This is a genomic window from Microbacterium sp. (assembly GCF_047607225.1).
Classification (GTDB): domain Bacteria; phylum Actinomycetota; class Actinomycetes; order Actinomycetales; family Microbacteriaceae; genus Microbacterium.
This window is the reverse complement of sequence record NZ_JASGDO010000049.1, coordinates 1-17947: the sequence shown is the minus strand read 5'-3', so window position 1 is coordinate 17947 and position 17947 is coordinate 1. Positions and strand designations below refer to the sequence as shown.

General features: G+C 70.8%; 17 protein-coding genes and 1 riboswitch. Of the genes, 9 read left to right on the top strand and 8 right to left on the bottom strand.

Going from position 1 to position 17947, the window contains the following annotated elements:
- The first annotated feature begins 11 nt into the window (after positions 1-11).
- The 5 genes from QM591_RS10270 to QM591_RS10250 all read left to right on the top strand — a co-directional run bounded on the left by QM591_RS10270 (position 12) and on the right by QM591_RS10250 (position 4154).
- Positions 12-887 (top strand): carbohydrate ABC transporter permease, encoded by an 876-nt coding sequence (locus QM591_RS10270; RefSeq protein WP_415132275.1) that lies wholly within the window; start codon positions 12-14, stop codon positions 885-887.
- Positions 884-1726, top strand: coding sequence for a carbohydrate ABC transporter permease (locus QM591_RS10265; RefSeq protein WP_415132220.1), 843 nt, complete (start codon positions 884-886; stop codon positions 1724-1726). The genes QM591_RS10270 and QM591_RS10265 overlap by 4 nt, the downstream gene beginning before the upstream one ends.
- A gap of 1 nt (position 1727) precedes the next feature.
- Positions 1728-2657, top strand: a complete 930-nt coding sequence (locus QM591_RS10260; RefSeq protein WP_415132218.1) for an ROK family protein — start codon at positions 1728-1730, stop codon at positions 2655-2657.
- Complete coding sequence (locus QM591_RS10255; RefSeq protein ID WP_415132216.1) at positions 2650-3429, top strand: glucosamine-6-phosphate deaminase; 780 nt, start codon at positions 2650-2652, stop codon at positions 3427-3429. The genes QM591_RS10260 and QM591_RS10255 overlap by 8 nt, the downstream gene beginning before the upstream one ends.
- A gap of 62 nt (positions 3430-3491) precedes the next feature.
- Entirely contained in the window at positions 3492-4154 is a 663-nt protein-coding gene (locus QM591_RS10250; protein ID WP_415132214.1) for a hypothetical protein, read from the top strand.
- Here QM591_RS10250 and QM591_RS10245 read toward each other — a convergent pair.
- The 5 genes from QM591_RS10245 to QM591_RS10225 all read right to left on the bottom strand — a co-directional run bounded on the left by QM591_RS10245 (position 4130) and on the right by QM591_RS10225 (position 11126).
- Positions 4130-5524, bottom strand: a complete 1395-nt coding sequence (locus tag QM591_RS10245) for an FAD-binding oxidoreductase (RefSeq protein ID WP_415132212.1) — start codon at positions 5522-5524, stop codon at positions 4130-4132. The genes QM591_RS10250 and QM591_RS10245 overlap by 25 nt on opposite strands.
- Entirely contained in the window at positions 5521-5916 is a 396-nt protein-coding gene (locus tag QM591_RS10240) for a YrdB family protein (protein ID WP_415132210.1), read from the bottom strand. Before QM591_RS10240 ends, QM591_RS10245 begins: the two co-directional genes overlap by 4 nt.
- 9 nt (positions 5917-5925) lie before the next feature.
- Complete coding sequence (locus QM591_RS10235) at positions 5926-8016, bottom strand: sigma-70 family RNA polymerase sigma factor (protein WP_415132208.1); 2091 nt, start codon at positions 8014-8016, stop codon at positions 5926-5928.
- A 435-nt stretch (positions 8017-8451) separates the two neighbouring features.
- On the bottom strand, positions 8452-9588 hold the full coding sequence (nagA, locus tag QM591_RS10230; protein ID WP_415132206.1) for an N-acetylglucosamine-6-phosphate deacetylase: 1137 nt from the start codon (positions 9586-9588) through the stop codon (positions 8452-8454).
- Complete coding sequence (locus tag QM591_RS10225; RefSeq protein ID WP_415132204.1) at positions 9585-11126, bottom strand: family 20 glycosylhydrolase; 1542 nt, start codon at positions 11124-11126, stop codon at positions 9585-9587. Before QM591_RS10225 ends, nagA begins: the two co-directional genes overlap by 4 nt.
- Before the next feature lie 112 nt (positions 11127-11238).
- Positions 11239-11322: riboswitch (ZMP/ZTP riboswitch) on the top strand.
- A 36-nt stretch (positions 11323-11358) separates the two neighbouring features.
- Here QM591_RS10225 and glyA point away from each other — a divergent pair.
- The 4 genes from glyA (at position 11359) to QM591_RS10205 (ending at position 15217) form a co-directional block, all read left to right on the top strand.
- Positions 11359-12633, top strand: a complete 1275-nt coding sequence (glyA, locus tag QM591_RS10220) for a serine hydroxymethyltransferase (RefSeq protein ID WP_415132202.1) — start codon at positions 11359-11361, stop codon at positions 12631-12633.
- Positions 12630-13517, top strand: coding sequence for a bifunctional methylenetetrahydrofolate dehydrogenase/methenyltetrahydrofolate cyclohydrolase (locus QM591_RS10215; protein ID WP_415132200.1), 888 nt, complete (start codon positions 12630-12632; stop codon positions 13515-13517). Before glyA ends, QM591_RS10215 begins: the two co-directional genes overlap by 4 nt.
- 73 nt (positions 13518-13590) lie before the next feature.
- Positions 13591-14562 carry an EamA family transporter gene (locus tag QM591_RS10210; protein WP_415132198.1) on the top strand — a complete coding sequence of 324 codons (972 nt, stop codon included), beginning with the start codon at positions 13591-13593 and terminating at the stop codon, positions 14560-14562.
- On the top strand, positions 14543-15217 hold the full coding sequence (locus tag QM591_RS10205; RefSeq protein WP_415132196.1) for a GntR family transcriptional regulator: 675 nt from the start codon (positions 14543-14545) through the stop codon (positions 15215-15217). The genes QM591_RS10210 and QM591_RS10205 overlap by 20 nt, the downstream gene beginning before the upstream one ends.
- A gap of 27 nt (positions 15218-15244) precedes the next feature.
- Here QM591_RS10205 and QM591_RS10200 read toward each other — a convergent pair whose 3' ends face one another.
- From QM591_RS10200 to QM591_RS10190, 3 genes are read right to left on the bottom strand one after another with little or no spacing between them, the layout of a single operon-like run.
- Positions 15245-16000 (bottom strand): amino acid ABC transporter ATP-binding protein, encoded by a 756-nt coding sequence (locus QM591_RS10200; protein WP_415132194.1) that lies wholly within the window; start codon positions 15998-16000, stop codon positions 15245-15247.
- Positions 15997-16875: an amino acid ABC transporter permease gene (locus QM591_RS10195; protein ID WP_415132192.1), complete on the bottom strand. Its 879-nt coding sequence runs from the start codon at positions 16873-16875 to the stop codon at positions 15997-15999. Before QM591_RS10195 ends, QM591_RS10200 begins: the two co-directional genes overlap by 4 nt.
- Positions 16872-17717 (bottom strand): transporter substrate-binding domain-containing protein, encoded by an 846-nt coding sequence (locus QM591_RS10190; protein ID WP_415132190.1) that lies wholly within the window; start codon positions 17715-17717, stop codon positions 16872-16874. Before QM591_RS10190 ends, QM591_RS10195 begins: the two co-directional genes overlap by 4 nt.
- Between the last annotated feature and the right edge of the window lie 230 nt (positions 17718-17947).

The window sequence follows — 17947 nt, the reverse complement described above, 5'->3', positions numbered from 1 at the left end:
GCTTCACCGGGATGCCGCTGGCGCTGCTCCTGCCCTCGCTCGTGATGCTCCTCGTCTTCATCGGCTGGCCGCTCGTGCAGCTGGTCGTCATGTCGTTCCAGGAGTACGGACGCGCGCAGATCTTCGGCGCTCCGGCCCCCTTCATCGGGCTCGACAACTACCTGCGCGTCCTCGGCGACAGCGAGTTCTGGATCGTGCTGGCACGCAGCATCGTGCTGTGCGTCGTGAGCGTCGTGGCGACCATGGTGCTGGGGATCTCCATCGCCCTCATGATGCGGGCGCTGGGCCGCGTCATGCGGACGGTCGTCTCGGTGGGTCTGCTCCTGGCCTGGGCGATGCCTGCGCTGACGGCCACGATCGTCTGGGGCTGGATCTTCGACACCGACTACGGGCTCGTCAACTACTTCCTCACCCAGGTCACCGGCACCGACTGGACCGGTCACAGCTGGCTGAGCGATCCGCTGAGCTTCTTCTCGGTCGCCGCCATCATCATCACGTGGGGCGCCGTGCCGTTCGTGGCCTTCTCGACCTATGCGGGCCTGACGCAGGTGCCCGACGAGGTCATGGAAGCCGCCTCCCTCGACGGGGCGAGTGCCTGGCAGCGCTTCCGGCTCATCGTCGTGCCGTACGTGCGCTCGATCCTGATCGTCCTGCTCATCCTCCAGATCATCTGGGACCTGCGCGTGTTCGCCCAGATCTACGCGCTGCAGACCGTGGGCGGCGTCCGCGCCGACACCAACACGATCGGCGTGTACATCTACAGCGTGTCGATGGCCACGGGCGACCTCGGCGCGGGAGGGGCGATCGCGGTGATCCTCGTCGTCATCCTCCTCCTCATCTCCGCCTCGTACATCCGCACCATGCTCAAGACGGAGGAGGACCTGTGAGCGCCCGCACGCGCCGGCGGACCGGCCGGGTCGCCCTCAACGCGGCGGCGATCGTCGTCTTCGTCTGCTCGGTGTTCCCGGTCTACTGGATGGTCAACACGGCCTTCCTCCCGGGCTCGGCCGTCAAGAGCGACGTGCCGCACCTCTGGCCCGATCAGTTCACGCTCCGCAGCTTCGAGGCCGCGTGGAATGACGGCGGGTTCCTTCCCGCCCTCGGGATCTCCCTGGCGGTGACGGTCCTGACGGTGGTGGCGGCGCTGCTGTTCGCCTTCCTCGCGTCGATCGCGGTGGCCCGCTACCGCTTCCGCTCGCGCAAGACGTTCATCATCGCGATCCTCGTCATCCAGATGATCCCGGCCGAGGCGATGATCATCTCGACCTTCCGTGTGCTCGACGGCTGGCAACTGCTCAACACCGTCATCGGACTCGCCGCGGTGTACATCGCGATGGTGCTGCCGTTCACGATCTGGACGCTCCGCGGATTCGTCAACGGCGTCCCCGCCGACCTCGAAGAGGCGGCGATGATCGACGGCTGCAGTCGCAACCAGGCCTTCTGGCGGGTGACGTTCCCGCTGTTGGCGCCGGGCCTCGTCTCCACCGGCATCTTCGCGTTCATTCAGGCGTGGAACGAGTTCGTCTTCGCCCTCGTCATCATGACGCGCCCCGAGGCCCAGACGCTTCCGATCTGGCTCCGCAGCTTCGTCCAGGCCACCAAGGCCACCGACTGGGCGGTCGTCATGGCAGGGTCGACTCTGATGGCGATCCCCGTCATCGTGTTCTTCTTGATCGTGCAGGGCCGGATGACCAGCGGTCTCGTATCGGGAGCGGTGAAGGGCTGACATGCGCATCGGACTGGACGTCGGAGGAACCAAGACCGACGTCGTCGCCGTCACGCCCGCCGGCGAGATCCTCGCTCGCGCCCGCAGGCCGAGCGGATGGGGGGCCGAGGCCGTCGTCACGACGGTGATCGCGGCCGTCCGGGAACTGGCCGCCAAGTCGGGCATCGCCTCTTCCTCACTCGCCTCGATCGGCATCGGGGTGCCCGGGCAGATCGTTCCCGGAACGGGCCGCGTGACCCACGCCGTCAATCTCGGCATCGACGACCTCGATCTCGGAGCGGTCGTCGGCACCGCCCTGGGTGTTCCCACGACGGTCGAGAACGACGTGAAGGCGGCGACCCGGGGGGCGTTGGCCCTCCGGGGGAGCGGGCGGGGGAGCCTTGCGTACTTGAACCTCGGCACCGGCGTGGCGGCGGGCATCGCCATCGACGGAGATGTCTGGCGCGGGGCGCGGGGAGCGGCCGGTGAGATCGGACACATCTCGATCGATCCGCACGGTCCCGAGTGCCCGTGCGGACAGCGGGGGTGCATCGAGGCGTATGCCGGCGGGGGGTCCATCGCGCGTCGATGGGGGGTCTCGGGCGACCTGCCGGTGCGCGACGTCTTCGACGCGGCGGAGCGAGGCGATGCGCGAGCCATCGAACTGCGCGACGGGCTCGCGTTCGGCGTGGCGGCTGCCGTCCGCGTGCTGGTGCTTTCTGCCGACGTGGACACGGTCGTCCTCGGCGGCGGGCTCACCGCGCTCGGGGATCGTATGCTGAGACCGGTGCTCTCGGAGCTCGAGACCCGCGCCGTGGCATCCCCCTTCCTCCGCTCGTTGCACTTGCCCGATCGTGTCGACGTCCTCGCGCCCGGCTCGCCGGCCGCAGCACTCGGCGCCGCCCTGGTCGGCGCGTCCACCCATGAACAGGAGACCCTCACCCGTGGCTGAAGTCGTCATCGTCCCCACTCCCGCCGACGGCGGCGCCCTCGTCGCCGACGAGATCGTGCGCCTCGTCCAGGCCCGGCCGGACGCCGTCCTGGGACTCGCGACGGGATCCACACCGCTGCCCGTCTACGAGGCGCTGCGGCCGCGGCTGGACGGCGTCGACGTCTCGCGGGTCCGCGGGTTCGCTCTGGACGAGTACGTCGGCATCGATCCGCAGCACCCCGAGAGCTACCGCTCCGTGATCACCCGCGAGGTCGTGGAGCCGCTCGGTCTCGACCCCCGCTTGATCCACACCCCCAACGGCGCGCTGGAGACGATCGCCCACGCCGGCGAGGACTACGAGGCAGCGATCGCCGAGGCGGGCGGTGTCGATCTGCAGATCCTCGGCATCGGCACCTCGGGCCACATCGGCTTCAACGAGCCCGGGTCGTCCTTCGCTTCCCGCACCCGCGTGAAGACCCTCATCGAGCAGACCCGCGTGGACAACGCGCGCTTCTTCGACTCCATCGACGACGTGCCGATGCATTGCATCACGCAGGGGCTCGGCACGATCCTGCGGGCGCGGCACCTGTTCCTCCTCGCTTTCGGGGAGGCCAAGGCCGAAGCGATCGCCGGTGCCGTGGAGGGCCCGGTGACCGCGTCGCTGCCGGGGTCGGCGATCCAGCTGCACGAGCACGTGACGGTCGTCGTCGACGAGGCGGCGGCGTCCCGGCTCCGCCACGCCGACTACTACCGCTACACGTACGCGCACAAGCCGGCCTGGCAGGGGCTCTGACCGATACGGGCGCGCCCTGGCGACGGGGGCACCCGCGGGACGGACGGCCGTAGGCTGAGGGCATGTCTGCGCCGACGGAGCCCCCCGCCCTCAACGTCTGGGTCTGGGCCGGTGCCCTGCTCGTCGCGAGCGCCGTGCTCCCCCTCGCGCTCGGCGTCGGTGTCGATGCACCGGTGCTGCGGAGCACCGTGGGAATCCTCGGCCAGTTCTCCTTCGCCGCGTCCATGGCGCTGTTCGCGTGGGGATGGCGCGGCCGGGGATCGGTCGTGGCCGGGCGCCGCACCGGCGTGGTCGCCCTCGCCGTCCTCGCGGTCTTCCCGCTCGCGATGTGGCTCGCCTCCGGGCTGGCCGACCTCGCCTTCGGCCCGCAGACGACCGCCGACGATGGTCGGTCCTGGTGGGGGACCGTGTATCAGGTCGTCTGGATCGGCGCTGCAGCGCTCGCCGCCGCGGAGATCTGGCGCGCCGGGGTCGTGCCACGCCCCTGGAACCGCGTACCGGCGTGGGGCCTGCTCGTCGTCGTCGGCGTCGGCGCGATCACCCAGGTCGTCTCGGTGTCGCTGGTCACCGGCGGCGCCGGCGATCAACTGACCCTCATCACGCTGTGGCAGTTGTCGAGCCTCGCGATGTTTGTGGTGCCGGTGGCGCTCGGAGTCTCCGCGATCGTCCTGGGGCTGCGCCGGACGCCTCCGCCGACGGTTCAGGTATTCCCGCCGGCCGCCTGATCGCGAAGGTCGAACACCTTCCCCGGATTCAGGGTGCCCGTGGGGTCGAACACGCGCGCGATCTGGTGCTGCAACTCCCACTGATCCTCTCCGAGCTCCTCGGCGAGCCAGCGGCGCTTGAGGACCCCCACGCCGTGTTCGCCCGTGAGTGTTCCGCCCAGGCGCAGGGCGGCGCGGAAGAGGTCGTCGGCCGCCGCCCAGATGCGATCGGGAACCTCGGGGCCGTCGAACACGAAGTTGGGGTGCAGGTTTCCATCTCCCGCGTGGCACACGGTCGGGATCTGCAGCCCGTAGGTCTCCTCGATACGCGCGATCTCGTCGTACATCGCCGGCAGCGCGCTGCGCGGAACCGCCACGTCTTCGATCAGCGTCGTTCCGAGGCTCGCCATCGCGGCGTGCATGCTCCGTCGGATCGTCCACAGACGTTCACCCTCGGCCGCATCGGCGGCCATCGTGACGGTGGCGCCGAGGGGGCGCAGAAGGCGCGCGATGGCCTCGATGTCGGCCTCGGCACCGGTGCCGTCGGTCTGCACCGTGAGCTGCGCGGTGCCCGTTGCGGGGGCGGGAAGGCCGAGGAGACGGTGCACGGCCGCGAGGGACGGCGCGTCCATGAGCTCCATGATCGAAGGCTGTACGCCCGACGCCGTAATGGCGGCGGCGGCGACGGCCCCGGCGCGGACGTCGGCGAACTCGGCGCTGAGCGTGCGTGGCTCGCCGGGGGTACGGCGCCGCAGCTTCAGCGTCGCGCCCACGATCACGCCGAGCACGCCCTCGGATCCGATGATGAGGGAGGTGAGGTCCAGCCCCGTGACGCCTTTCACCGTGCGCCGCCCGAGGCGCAGGAGTCGCCCGTCGGCGAGCACCAGGTCGATACCGAGGACGGCATCGCGCACGACGCCGTACTTCGCGCAGAGCAGGCCTCCGGCCCCCGTGGCGATGTTGCCGCCGACGGTCGAGATCTCCCGGCTGGCGGGGTCGGGTGCCCACCACAGATCGTGGACCGAGAGAGCCTCATTGAGGGCGGCGTTGAGGATTCCCGGTTCGACGACAGCGAGGAGATCGTCGGGGCGGACTTCGAGGATCCGATCCATCCGCAGGGTCGACAGGGCGATCTGCCCCGGTCCGGCGTTCGCGCCGCCGGCGAGCCCCGTGCCGGCACCGCGAGTGACCACGGGAACGCGGTGGGCGTGGGCGATGCGAAGGGTGTGCTGGACGTCCTCGACGCTCTCCGCGTGGACGACGACGAGGGGGGCTCCCGTCGAGGCGTGGCCCGACCGGTCGGCGCGGGCCTCTCTCAGGATGTCGGGGCGTGTGTCGACGCGGTCACCGAGCCGGGACCGCAGCAGGTCGACGACGTCGCCACCGGTCATGCGAGGCGGCGGCGCCCCGTGATGAGACCAACGGTGATGGCGACAACCGCGAACGCGAGCCCGATCCAGGCATAGCCCATGCTCCACCACGCGATGGTGGCGGCCGCGTAGACGAGGAGCTCGACGAGGGCACGGACGAAGGGGTGCACCGGAACGACGGCGCGCGGCGACACGAACAGTGCCCAGATCAGGATGGCCAGGAGCGGCGCGCCGATTCCGGCGACGATGTTCCAGGGCAGATCGAAGCCGGCGAATCCCCACAGCGCGAGTGTCACGATCGCGAACATCTCGCACAGGAAGGCAACGAGATCGAGGGCGTTTAGACGCGGCCGGGTTCCGGCGGGGAGTGGTTCTGCCGGCGCCTCGGGGCGCACGGCGGGAAGATCGGCCATGCCTCGAGTCTACGGGCCACCCTCGGCCGATGATCCGGCGGCGGTGGTGCCGTCAGTCGACTCCCCGCTCGGCGCGGCATCAGTCGCCGAGTCCGGGGAGGCTTCAGGGTCTCCCGTCGTGGACTCAGACGTGTCCGCAGCATCGGGGGACGGTTCCTGCTCGTCGGTGCTCTCTTCCGCGAGCGCTGCGCCGTCGCCGGGTACGGGTGGCTCCGGAGATGACGCCGACCCGTACGCATCGTCTCCCGCGTCGTCCGAGGGGTTCGTGACCACCGGCGCCTCGCCGGGATCACCCTCGCCTTCCGTTCCCTCGCCCGTGCCGGGGATCCCCAGGCCGCCCGCGTCGTAGGCGAGCTCGAGGAGAGAACGTGTCGTGGCGGGGCTGCGGATCTCGTTCCAGGCATACCGGAAACTGATCTCGGGATTCCACAGCGGGTTCGGTGCCGGGTTCGAGCGGAGCGGGACGATCACCGTGCCATCTGCTCCGATGACGGCGGACTTCACGTACACCCCGTCGGCGAGAATCTCGACGGATGCCCCGGGCTCTCCCTCCAGACTGATGCGGAACCTCGCCTCCGTCAGCGTCGGCAGCCCGTCGAACTCCGCCATGGAATACGTCGGAGCGGACTCCATGTAGGCCGGGATCGTCGGCGTCGGCGTCGGCGTCGGTGTCGGTGTCGGTGTCGGTGTCGGTGTCGGAGTGGGTGTCGGCGTCGGAGTGGGCTCGGGCGTCGGTGTCGGAGTGGGTGTCGGCGTCGGCGTCGGCTCGGGCGTCGGAGTGGGCTCGGGAGACGGCGTCGGGGCCGGCTGCGGCTCAACCGTGGGCGTCGGCTCGGTCGACGGCGTCGGCGCGGGATCCACCTGCGGGTCGTCTTCCGGCGCGGCAGGCGCCGTGGGATCGGGCGTAGGGGCGAAGGTCGGAAGATCACTCGGCGTCGGCCCCGGCGTCGGCAGCGCGATGGGATCGACCACCGGGTTCGAGCCGTCGTCGATCGGCGCGCCGGGGAGCACGGGCCCGCCCGCGGACGGCGGGTTCGCGGAGACGAGCTGAGGTACGACGATCGCCGCGGCCACCGCTCCGCCGGCGGCGACGAGGGTCACGAGCGCGACGATGCCCCCGGCTCCGCTGAGGACGCCACCACCGCCCGCGCCTGCGGCGGCGAACGCACCTGCGGATCCGCCGACCCCACCAGAACCGGCGGAGCCGCCGGCGGCGGCGGTCGTTGAGGCGGATGCACCCGCGACGACCGCGCCGGGCATGGAGTGGGATGCCCCGGCCGCGAGCGCGGCAAGCGGAACCGAACCGCCCTGGACCGTGGCGGCGTACGTGGTGGCCGCACCCGCGCCGATCGCGAGGGGAAGAAGGATCATGGCGAGCCGGTGGGAGACCTCCTTGGCCTCCGATGCGACGATCGTGCAGCGGGCGCACTCGGTGAGATGCGCCTCGACCTTGGTCTGGTCGCGCTTGGCCAGGTTGCCCCGTGCATAGGCGCCGAGACGATTGATGGTCCATGCGCAGGGGGAGTCATCGCTCACCGAGCGCAGGTGCGCCTGGATCCACGCTTCCCGCAGCCCTTCGCGGGCCCGGAAGGCGAGCTGGGCGACGGCGGTGGGCTTCATACCCAGGAGCGGAGCGATCTCCGCGGGCTTCATCTGCTCGATCTCGGAGTACCACAGCACCTCCTGCCACCGCGTGGGCAGGCTGCGGAACGCCTGATGCGTCAGGCCCCGGTCGAGTGCCTCGTCGGTCTCGTGGGTGCTGGCATCGGGATCCTCGACGGCGTCGAGTTCGTCGATCGCCGTCTCCTTGCGCGAGCGACCCCACCCCGCCGCCGTGTTGCGGATGCTCGTGAAGAGGTAGGCGCGGAAGGACCCGGTGGGACCGCCGCCCTTCTGGATCGATCGGTAGATCCGCGTGTAGGCCTCTTGCACGAGATCGTCGGGGTCGAGGCTCGACGTGATGGACTGGGCGACGGTGATGCCCGAGCGGTAATGGCGTCGCCAGAGCTCGCCAAAGGCCTCGCTGTCGCCCGAGCGGGTGCGCAGCACGAGGTCGGCGTCGGCGAGGTCGGATGTGGTGGCGGGGGATTCGTCGTTCATAGTCATGGTGTTCTCACACAAGAGACGCACCGAGAGGCATGTTATGACGCGGATCTGTGAATCCGCTTCCGTTCCCACGGTGACCGGCTTCCTCCCCCCCCCCTCGGCGGGTGGGTCTCGGGGGCGCTCAGAAGATCGAGCGAACTTTTTCGCCGAACCGCGTAATAGATCCGAGATGGGTGCATCTCATTCTGTGGAAGCCGTCGACCCGACGCGACCGGGGCTTGCTCCGACGCGGCGACGGCAACCAAGGACGGTCTGGGGGATCGAGAGATCGATCGAGATCTGGGGGATCGAGAGATCGACGCCGTCCGTGGGAGACCGGAACGATCTGGGGGGAGGGTTCCGGACCCCGGAACGGGGCAGGCGGGGCGGAGTGTGCTGGGGGGCGCACCCGCCCCGCCCACCGTTGCGCCCGGCGTGAGCGCCGTCGTCTCAGACGCGCACGCCGTCGACCCACACCGCGCGTACGCGCAGGTCGGAATCCAGCAGCACCGCATCGGCGGCTGTACCGGGGCGCAGCGTCCCGAAGCGGTCATCGCAGCCCAGCGCGCGCGCGGGCACTGCGGTCAGCGCGGCTACCGCGGCCGGAAGCGCGATCCCGCCCGTCACGGCGTTGCGCAATGCGGCATCCTGCGTCAGGGTCGAGCCCGCGATCGCGCCGTTGCTGTCGAGCCGCGCCGTGCCGTCGGCCACGGTGACGGCCAGGCCCCCGAGCTCGTAGTGGCCATCCGCCGCGCCCGCGGCGGCCATCGCGTCGGTGATGAGGGCGACGCGGCCCGGGGCGGCAGTGAAGGCGAGGGCAACGACGTCGGGGTGCACGTGCACGCCGTCGGCGATGATCTCCAGCGTCACCCGGGAGTCGTACAGCGCCGCGACCACCGGCCCCGGCGCCCGGTGGTGGATCCCCGGCATCGCGTTGAAGGCGTGCGTCAGGAGCGTCGCCCCCGCGTCGAACGCTGCGCGCGTCTGCTCCTCCGTGGCGCCGGTGTGTCCCACGGCCACCCGCACGCCGGACTCCACCAGCCGCTCGACTGCCGTGAGGCCGCCCGGGAGCTCCGGCGCCAGGGTGATCTGTCGGATCGTTCCCCGGCCCGCCTCCACGAGCAGGTCGAGCGATGCCGGATCGGGCGCGCGCAGGAGCGCCTCGGTGTGCGCTCCCTTGTGCCCGGCGTCGAGGAAAGGTCCCTCGAGGTGGCTGCCGAGAATCGTCGGGTCGGTGGCTGCCAGGTCTGCGACCATAGCCACCCGGCGAGCCAGGTCGGACACCGGAGCCGTGACGAGGGACACCACGGCCCGTGTCGTGCCGTGAGCGCGGTGGAGGGCGCGGGCGGTGGCGATCGCGTCGGGGCCGTCGTCGAAAGACGCCCCGCCGCCGCCGTGACCGTGGATGTCGATGAAGCCGGGCGTGAGGAGGCCGCCGGTTCCGTCCACGGCCTCGGCCGCGCTTCGTTCCCGCCACGTCGTGCCGGATCCGCGCGCGGAGACCGTGCCGCCGTCCAGGGCGACCCAGCCGTCCTCGACGAGGTGGCCATCGTCCACCAGGGTGACCGAGTGGATGATCGTGCTCATGCCGTTCCTTCGGGATCCAGGGCGTTCTCTGGCGACGTGCCTCCGAAGCCGAGTGCCGCCCACAGTGACGGTAGCGCCTCGACGCGTTCCCGGAAGGACGCCCACGAGCGTTCCGGGGTCGAGCCGCGCGGCGGTGACCAGGCCGCCTCGGCGGCAGCGGCGATCCGCGGGAAGAGGAGGGCGTCGATGTCGGCGAGATCCCGCACGGTCTCGGTCCACAGCGCTGCCTCGACGCCGAGGATCTGCTCATCGCCGATGCCGGCGATCACTTCGGCGGGTTCCCAGTCGTAGGCGCGTTCCAGCGTCGTCACGCCTCGGGCCCAGGTGAGACCGAGAGGAGAGTCGGCGGCGAACTTCATGTCGAGGTAGACGGCGTCGGCGGGCGAGAGGATCACGCGGCCGCCACGCGCGACGAAGGCGCGGGTCTTGTCGTCCATTCCCTCGATCGGCTCGACGAAGCCCCAATACTGTCCCACGGTCCCGGGTGCCAGACCGGGCGCGGCGCCCGCCTCGTGCCACGTGACCGGTGTCTTGCCCTGCGCGACCACCATGGCGGTGACCCGCTCCATGAACACGGCGAAGTCGTCGGCCGGGGTTCCCAGCGCTTCGTCTCCGCCGACGTGGAGGTAGGGGCCAGGGGTGAGCTCGGCGAGCTCTCCCAGCACGTCCGAGACGAACGCGTATGTCCGCTCATCGCGGATCCTCAGCGAGGAGAACCCGACGGCGAGCCCCGTGTACAGTTCGCCCGAACGCGGCAGGTCGCCGCCGAAGTCGCGCACCGTGGCCTTCACCTCGTCGGAGATCACCGGATCCTCGCAGAGCTCGGGGTAGGCGAGGCCGACGGCGTGGGTGTGACCGGGGAGGTCGATCTCGGGCACCACGACCATGTGCCGCGCCGCGGCGGCCGCCACGATGCGCTGATAGTCGTCGCGAGTGAAGTGGCCGCCCGGGTCGCCTCCGATGGAGGTTCCCGAGGCGTGCTCGGTCAGCAGCGGTCGCGACGCCAGCGCGAGCCGCCAGCCCTGGTCATCGGACAGGTGGAGGTGCAGGTGGTTGAACTTCAGTCCCGCGGCGCGCTCGATGACGGCCTCGACCGTCTGCACGTCGTGGAAGTGGCGGGCCACGTCGAGCATCACTCCGCGATAGGCGAAGCGGGGGATGTCGTGGATGCGCAGCGCCGGCAGTTCCCAATCGGCGCCGGAGGGCACCGCCAGCTGCGCGAGCGTCTGCACGGCGTAGAACAGGCCCGCCGCGTCCGCGCCCTCGACCGTGACGGCGTCCCCCTCGATGACGACGACGGCGGACTCCGGGTCCCGGAGGGTCCCGATACGAAGATCGATGCGCCGTCCCGCCGGAGCGGAGCCGGAACCGGGACTCGATTCGACGGGAAGGTGCAGTCCGGTGCGGAGGCCGAGGAGGCGGCGCAGTTCCGTGACGGCGGCCGGGTCTCCCGTGAGGACGGCACCGTCGAGGCGGAACGGTGCGCCGCCCGTCGCCGTCATCGATGACGGCAGCGGAACGACGGAGGGTGCGGACATGAGGGCTCGATTCTCTCCGCGGACTCCGCGATCTTCATGTAAGGAGTCCTAACAAACAGGCCGAGGTCAGCCTACCAGCGCCGGTCCGCGCGGGGAGGGAATCCGGTATGCTCGGGATCGTCGCGACTGGCGTTGAGGTGGGACACCACCGGGGAGCGACCGACACGGCATTCGACCGCACGCCTGGGCCGATGCGAGATTCCATCCCGAAAGCCGTCGTCAGGAGATCGTCATGACCGATGCCTATTTCAACGCTCCCCTCTCCGAGGTCGACCCGGAGATCGCGCAGGTGCTCGAGCGCGAGCTCGACCGCCAGCGCGGCTACCTGGAGATGATCGCCTCCGAGAACTTCGTTCCCGTCTCGGTCCTGCAATCGCAGGGCTCGGTGCTGACCAACAAGTACGCCGAGGGCTACCCCGGGCGGCGCTACTACGGCGGCTGTGAAGAGGTCGACGTGGCCGAGGAGCTCGCGATCCAGCGGGCGAAGGACCTCTTCGGCGCCGAGTTCGCCAATGTCCAGCCGCACTCGGGCGCGTCGGCGAACGCCGCCGTCCTCCACGCCATCGCCCGCCCCGGCGACACATTGCTGGGTCTGTCGCTGGATCAGGGTGGCCACCTCACGCACGGCATGAAGATCAACTTCTCCGGCCGCCTCTACAACATCGTCGCGTACGGCGTCGATCCCGAGACCAGCATCATCGACATGGACGAGGTGCGGCGCCTCGCGGTGGAGCACCAGCCGAAGGTGATCATCGCGGGCTGGTCGGCCTACCCGCGTCAGCTCGACTTCGCCGCGTTCCGCGCGATCGCCGACGAGGTCGGGGCTCTCCTCTGGGTCGACATGGCCCACTTCGCGGGACTGGTCGCCGCAGGGCTCCACCCCTCGCCCGTGCCGCACGCGCACGTCGTCTCCTCGACCGTCCACAAGACGATCGGTGGTCCGCGTTCGGGCTTCATCCTGACCAACGACGCCGATATCGCCAAGAAGATCAACACCGCCGTCTTCCCCGGGCAGCAGGGTGGACCGCTCATGCACGTCATCGCGGCCAAGGCGACCGCATTCAAGCTCGCGGCCACGGCGGAGTTCCGTGAGCGCCAGGAGCGCGTCGTGCGCGGCGCGGCGATCCTCGCGGAGCGCCTGGCCCAGCAGGACGTGAAGGATGCCGGCATCTCGGTGCGCTCGGGCGGCACCGATGTCCACCTCGTGCTCGTCGACCTGCGCGAGGCGGCGATCGACGGCAAGCAGGCCGAGGACCTCCTGCACGAGATCCACATCACGGTCAACCGCAACGCCGTCCCCAATGACCCGCGCCCGCCGATGGTGACCTCGGGCCTGCGGATCGGCACCCCTGCGCTCGCCACTCGCGGTTTCGGCGACGCGGAGTTCACCGAGGTCGCCGACGTCATCGCTCTCGCTCTCCAGCCGGGTGCCGATGTCGAGGCGCTGCGCGCGCGTGTGGCTGCCTTGACGGCCGCCTTCCCGCTCTACCCGGGCCTGCAGCAGTGACGGCTCGGCGACTGGACGGGGTCGCCACGGCGGCCGCGATCAAGACCGAGCTAGCGGAGAGGGTCGCGGCGCTGGCCGCTCGCGGCATCGTTCCCGGTTTGGGAACGCTGCTGGTGGGCGATGACCCCGCCTCCCGCTCCTACGTGACGGGCAAGCATCGCGACTGCGCCGAGGTGGGTGTCGCCTCGATCTCGGTGGAGCTGCCCGCCACGGCGACGCAGGACGAGATCGCGGCCGCCGTGCGCGGGCTCAACGCCGATCCCGCGGTCACCGGCTTCATCGTCCAGCTCCCGCTGCCGGCGGGAATCGACGAGAACGCGGTGCTCGAGCTCATCGACCCGGCCAAGGATGCCGACGGCCTCCATCCCACGAACCTCGGGCGCCTCGTGCTCGGGGTCGACCTGGCGACGGCCGTCGCCGCGCCCCTTCCGTGCACGCCCGCCGGCATCGTCGAGCTGCTGGAGCGGCACGACGTGCGGATCGCCGGCGCCCACGTGGTGGTGATCGGTCGCGGCATCACCGTCGGGCGCCCCCTGGGGCTGCTCCTGACCCGCAAGGGCACGGATGCGACAGTCACGCTGACGCATTCGCGCACCGCGGATCTTGCCGCGGAGGTCGCGCGCGCCGACATCGTCGTCGCCGCGGTCGGCCAGCCCCACCTCGTGCAGCCGGAGTGGATCAAGCCGGGCGCCGCCGTGCTCGATGTCGGAGTGACCCGCGTGGGCACCACCGAGTCGGGTCGGGCGAAGCTGGCGGGCGATGTCGACCCGGGTGTCGCCGAGGTCGCCGGCTGGCTGTCGCCGAACCCCGGAGGTGTCGGACCGATGACGCGGGCGATGCTGGTGGCCAACGTCGTGGAGACCGCCGAGCGTCTGGCCGGCTGATCGGGCCCGACCGAGCGGAAGCCCGGTTGGCACGTCATAGTGGCGATGGGGAGGATTGTGTAACAATCGTCCCGTGAATCGACTCCTGGCCATCGCGGCCGTGCTGGCGGCCGCGCTGTGCTTCGCCACGACCGGTACCTCGCGTGCTCTCGCGGACGTCGACGCCGATGCCGTCTCGATCGGTGCGGCGCGGGTCCTGATCGGAGGCGGGCTCCTCGCCCTCATCGCGGTCGCGGGATCGGTTCGCGGGCGCCGTGGCGACGCGGCGGGAGCCGGCGTCCTCGGGGGAGCCAGGAGCGCGATGCCGGAGCGCGAACCCCTGGCGCCGCGCGTTTCCACCCCCGTCGTGGTGCTCGTGGGGGCGGCAGGAGTGCTCGCCTATCAGCCCACGTTCTTCACGGGCGCCGCGGCGAACGGCGTCGCGGTGGGGACGGTGGTCGCCCTGGGATCGGCGCCCATCGCGACCGGGCTGCTCGTCAGTGCCCTGCGACGGCGGCTGCCGGACGCGCGGTGGATCGTGGCGACCGGGATCGCGATCGCCGGTGTGGCGATCGTCTCGGGAGTGTTCGGCGCCGGTGACGTCGCGGTCCGCCCCGCGGGGATCCTCGCGTCGCTTGCCGCCGGGGCGTCATACGCCCTCTATGCGGTGGCGGCCAAAGAGCTGCTGGAGCGCGGGTGGACGGCGGGTAGTGCGATGGGCGGGATCTTCGGCGTCGCTGCGGCGCTGAGTCTTCCCGTCCTCCTTCTCACCGACACGTCGTGGCTCGGGGCCCCGGCCGGGGCGTCACTGGCGCTCTGGCTCGGCGTCGTGACGGTTGCGGTGGCCTACCTGCTGTTCGGCTGGGGACTGCGTCGCCTCAGCCCCACGACCGTGTCGACTCTGACGCTGGCCGAGCCGCTGGGTGCCACCCTCCTCGGTCTCGCCGTGCTCGGGGAGGAGCTCTCTCCCGCCTCGGCGGTCGGCGTCGGCGTCATCGCGCTCGGTCTCGTGCTCGTGGCCCTTCCGGCGGGCCGAGGAGGGGTACGTGTCGCCGCGGCGTCGTGAGGGCACGCCGCGCCCCACGGCGGACAGCCTGCTGGCGGCCGCCCTGCGCGACGCCATCGTGACCGGCGCTCTCGCGCCCGGCACCGCTCTGCGTGAAGAGGAGCTCGCCGGCAGTCACGAGGTGTCCCGGCACACGGTGCGGGCCGCCCTCGCGACGCTTCACGCCGAACGGCTCGTGCAGATCGTCCCGTACGCCGGGGCGCGGGTCGCGACCTTCGACGACGCGGCGGTGGCGGGGCTGCAGGAGCTCCGTGCGGCGCTGGAGTCCGAAGCGGTCCGGCTCATCACCGAGCGGCACGGCGCGGTGTGGCCGACGACGGTCGAGGGTCCGATCCTCGACGCGATCGAGCGTCTGGGGATCGCCGAGGCCGCCGACGACTGGATGGAGATCATTCGCGCGCACGCCGACGTGCATCGGCGGATCGTGGCGGCGTCGGGCAGTCCGCGGATCATCGAGGCGCACGCCTCCCTCGAATCCGAGGTGCTGCTGCTCCTCGCGCACGTGCGACCGCACTACTCCCGGGGAGAGCTGGCCGCGGAGCACCGCGCCTACCTCGCCGCCCTCCCGCGGGACGGCAGTGCCTGCGTGCACGCACATCTACGGCACTCGACCGAGCTCATCCGCGCCGCGCGGGCCGCTGCGACGTCGCGCTGAGCGGAAGCGAAAAGGTCGGCGAGAGGCTCAGGGAGCCACGCGCGCGAGGAACTCCCGCGTGCGGGGGTGTCGTGCCGCGGCGAAGATCTGCGCGGGCGGCCCCTCCTCGACGATCATGCCGTCGTCGAGGAACAGCACCCGGTGAGCGACTTCCCGGGCGAAGGCCATCTCGTGGGTGGCCATGAGGATCGTGGCGCCGTCGCCGGCGAGGTCGCGGACGAGCTCCAGGACCTCGCCCACGAGCTCCGGGTCCAGGGCCGAGGTGATCTCGTCGAGGAGAAGGACCTCCGGGTCGGTGACGACGGCCCGGACGATCGCGGCCCGTTGCTGCTGGCCTCCCGACAACCGGTCGGGGTGCTCTGAGGCCTTGTCGGCCAGACCGATGCGTTCCAGCAGCGGGAGCGCGCGCGCCTCGGCGTCCCGCCGTGACAACCGGTGGACCACGCGCGAGGCGAGGGTGACGTTGTCGATCACCGACAGGTGCGGGAAGAGGTTGTAGCTCTGGAACACCGCGCCGAACCGTGCCCTCACGCGGTTGGCATCGACGCGGGGGTCCGAGATGTCCTCCTCGCCGAGGAAGATCTGCCCGTCGTCGATCGACTCCAGGAGTCCCAGGCACCGCAGCAGCGTCGATTTGCCGGAGCCACTCGGCCCGATGAGGGCCACGACCTCGTGGCGGGCGAGGGTCACATCGACGCCGCGGAGGACCTCGCGCGGCCCGAATGCCTTCCAGAGGTCGGTCGCCGACAGCACGGGGGCCCCGACGAGGGGAGACGCGGTCACAGGATCGCCCCTGCCTGCTCGCGGTCGCGGAGCTTTGCGGTGTACCAGTCGGTCAGACGGATGGTGGGGATCGCCAGAAGGATGAAGAGGATCCCGGCCACGACGTACGGCGTGAAGTTGTACGTCTGCGCCGTGACCGAACGCGCGGCGGCGATCGCATCGATCGCGCCGAGGATCGAGATGAGGCCGACGTCCTTCTGCATCGAGACGAAGTCGTTCATGAGCGGCGGCGTGATCTTCCGCAGCGCCTGGGGGAGGACGATCCGGCGGAGCGTCTGCAGGTGCCCGAGCCCCAGGGCGCGTGCGGCCAGCCGCTGAGAGGGATGTACGGCTTCGATACCGGCCCGGATGACCTCCGCGACGTACGACGAGTAGGTGAGGGTCACGGCGAGGACACCGAGGGCCACCACGGGGATCCGCACGCCGGCGATGGTCGGAAGCCCGTAGCCGACCAGGTAGAGCACGATGATGAAGGGCAGCCCGCGGAAGAGGTCGGTGTAGCCGGCGGCCAGGACGCGCAGCGGGAAGAACACCGCACCGCGGAGCGTCCGCGCCGTCGCGATCACGAGGGCGACCACCGACACCGTCACGAGCGAGTAGGCGAGCACCTGCAGGTTGATGAGGAATCCGTCCCACACCTTCGGCAGCGAGCGCAGCGCGATCTCGGGATCGAAGAACGTCTGCTGGACCTCGGCCCAGCCCGACGTGTTGATGACGGTCAGCCAGATGACCAGCGCGAAGACGACTGTCGAGGCGATCGCGACGAGGAACGAGCGCACCTCCCGACGCCGCCGGTACTCCCGACGCTCCCGCTCGAGCGGGCTCGGGCGATGCGGGGGCGCCGGGTCGCGGCGAGACGGAGAGGAGCCGGTCACTGCAGCAGCGTGACGCCCTGACCGGAGCCCAGCCACTCGTCGGTGATCTCTTCGAGCGTGCCGTCCTCGCGGAGCGCGTCGACGGCCTCGGTGACCCGCGCGGTCAGCGGGGAGTCCTTCGCGAGCAGGAGACCCCACTCGTCGGGGACCCCGGCCCCCGGCAGCTCGCCGACGATGAAGGAGTTCTCGATGTACTCCGCGGTCGCGTAGTACGCGGTAGGCAGGTCGAGCACGATCGCGTCGATCTGGCCGGCCTTCAGCGCGGCGACGGCGTCTTCGTTCGAGGCGTACAGGAGCGGCTCGGTCGTGGGGGCCACCGACTCGGCGATCGTCGTGGCGCTCGTCGACCCGCTCATCGCCCCCAGGGTCAGTCCCTTCAGGGAGGCGATGTCGGTGACGTCGTCGGCGGCGCCGCCCTTGATCGCGACGACTGCCTGGCTGGCGGCGTAGTAGGGGGAGGAGAAGTCGACGGCCTGCTTGCGCTCGTCGGTGATCGTGTACTGCTGGATGTTGAAGTCGAAGCTCTTCGGACCGGGGGCGATGGCCGACTCGAAGCTCGTGCGCACCCATTCCACATCGTCGTGCGAGAAGCCGAGCCGGTCGGCGACGGCGTAGGCGACGGCGGCCTCGAATCCCTCGCCCGAAGCCGGGTCGTCGTCGATCACGTAGGGGAAGTATGCGGTCTCGCCGGTGGCGATCGTGAGCTTGCCCGGTGTCACATACCCTTCGTCCGTGGCACTCGGTGAGTCCGACGGCGTCGTGGAGGCGGTGCAGCCCGTGGCCAGCAGGATCGATGCCGCGAAGGACGCGACGAGGACGGTGCGCAGGGCAGGACGCGGCATGGGGTGCCTCCGGGCTCGGGTGACGATGTCGACGGGGCACCCGTCCTCGCGATGCGAGTCGGTGCCGAATCCCATCATCCCGCGTGGTCGCGAGGGGTGGCTGCCCGGCCGTCGCATTGTTACAGCAACTTCATGTACCGAGTTCATCAAGCCGGTGAGGCCGCCCCGTCCCGGAGCGGCGCGGCGGCGGCGGCGTCGGCGACGTCCGCCGTTCGCACGCCGGCACGTCG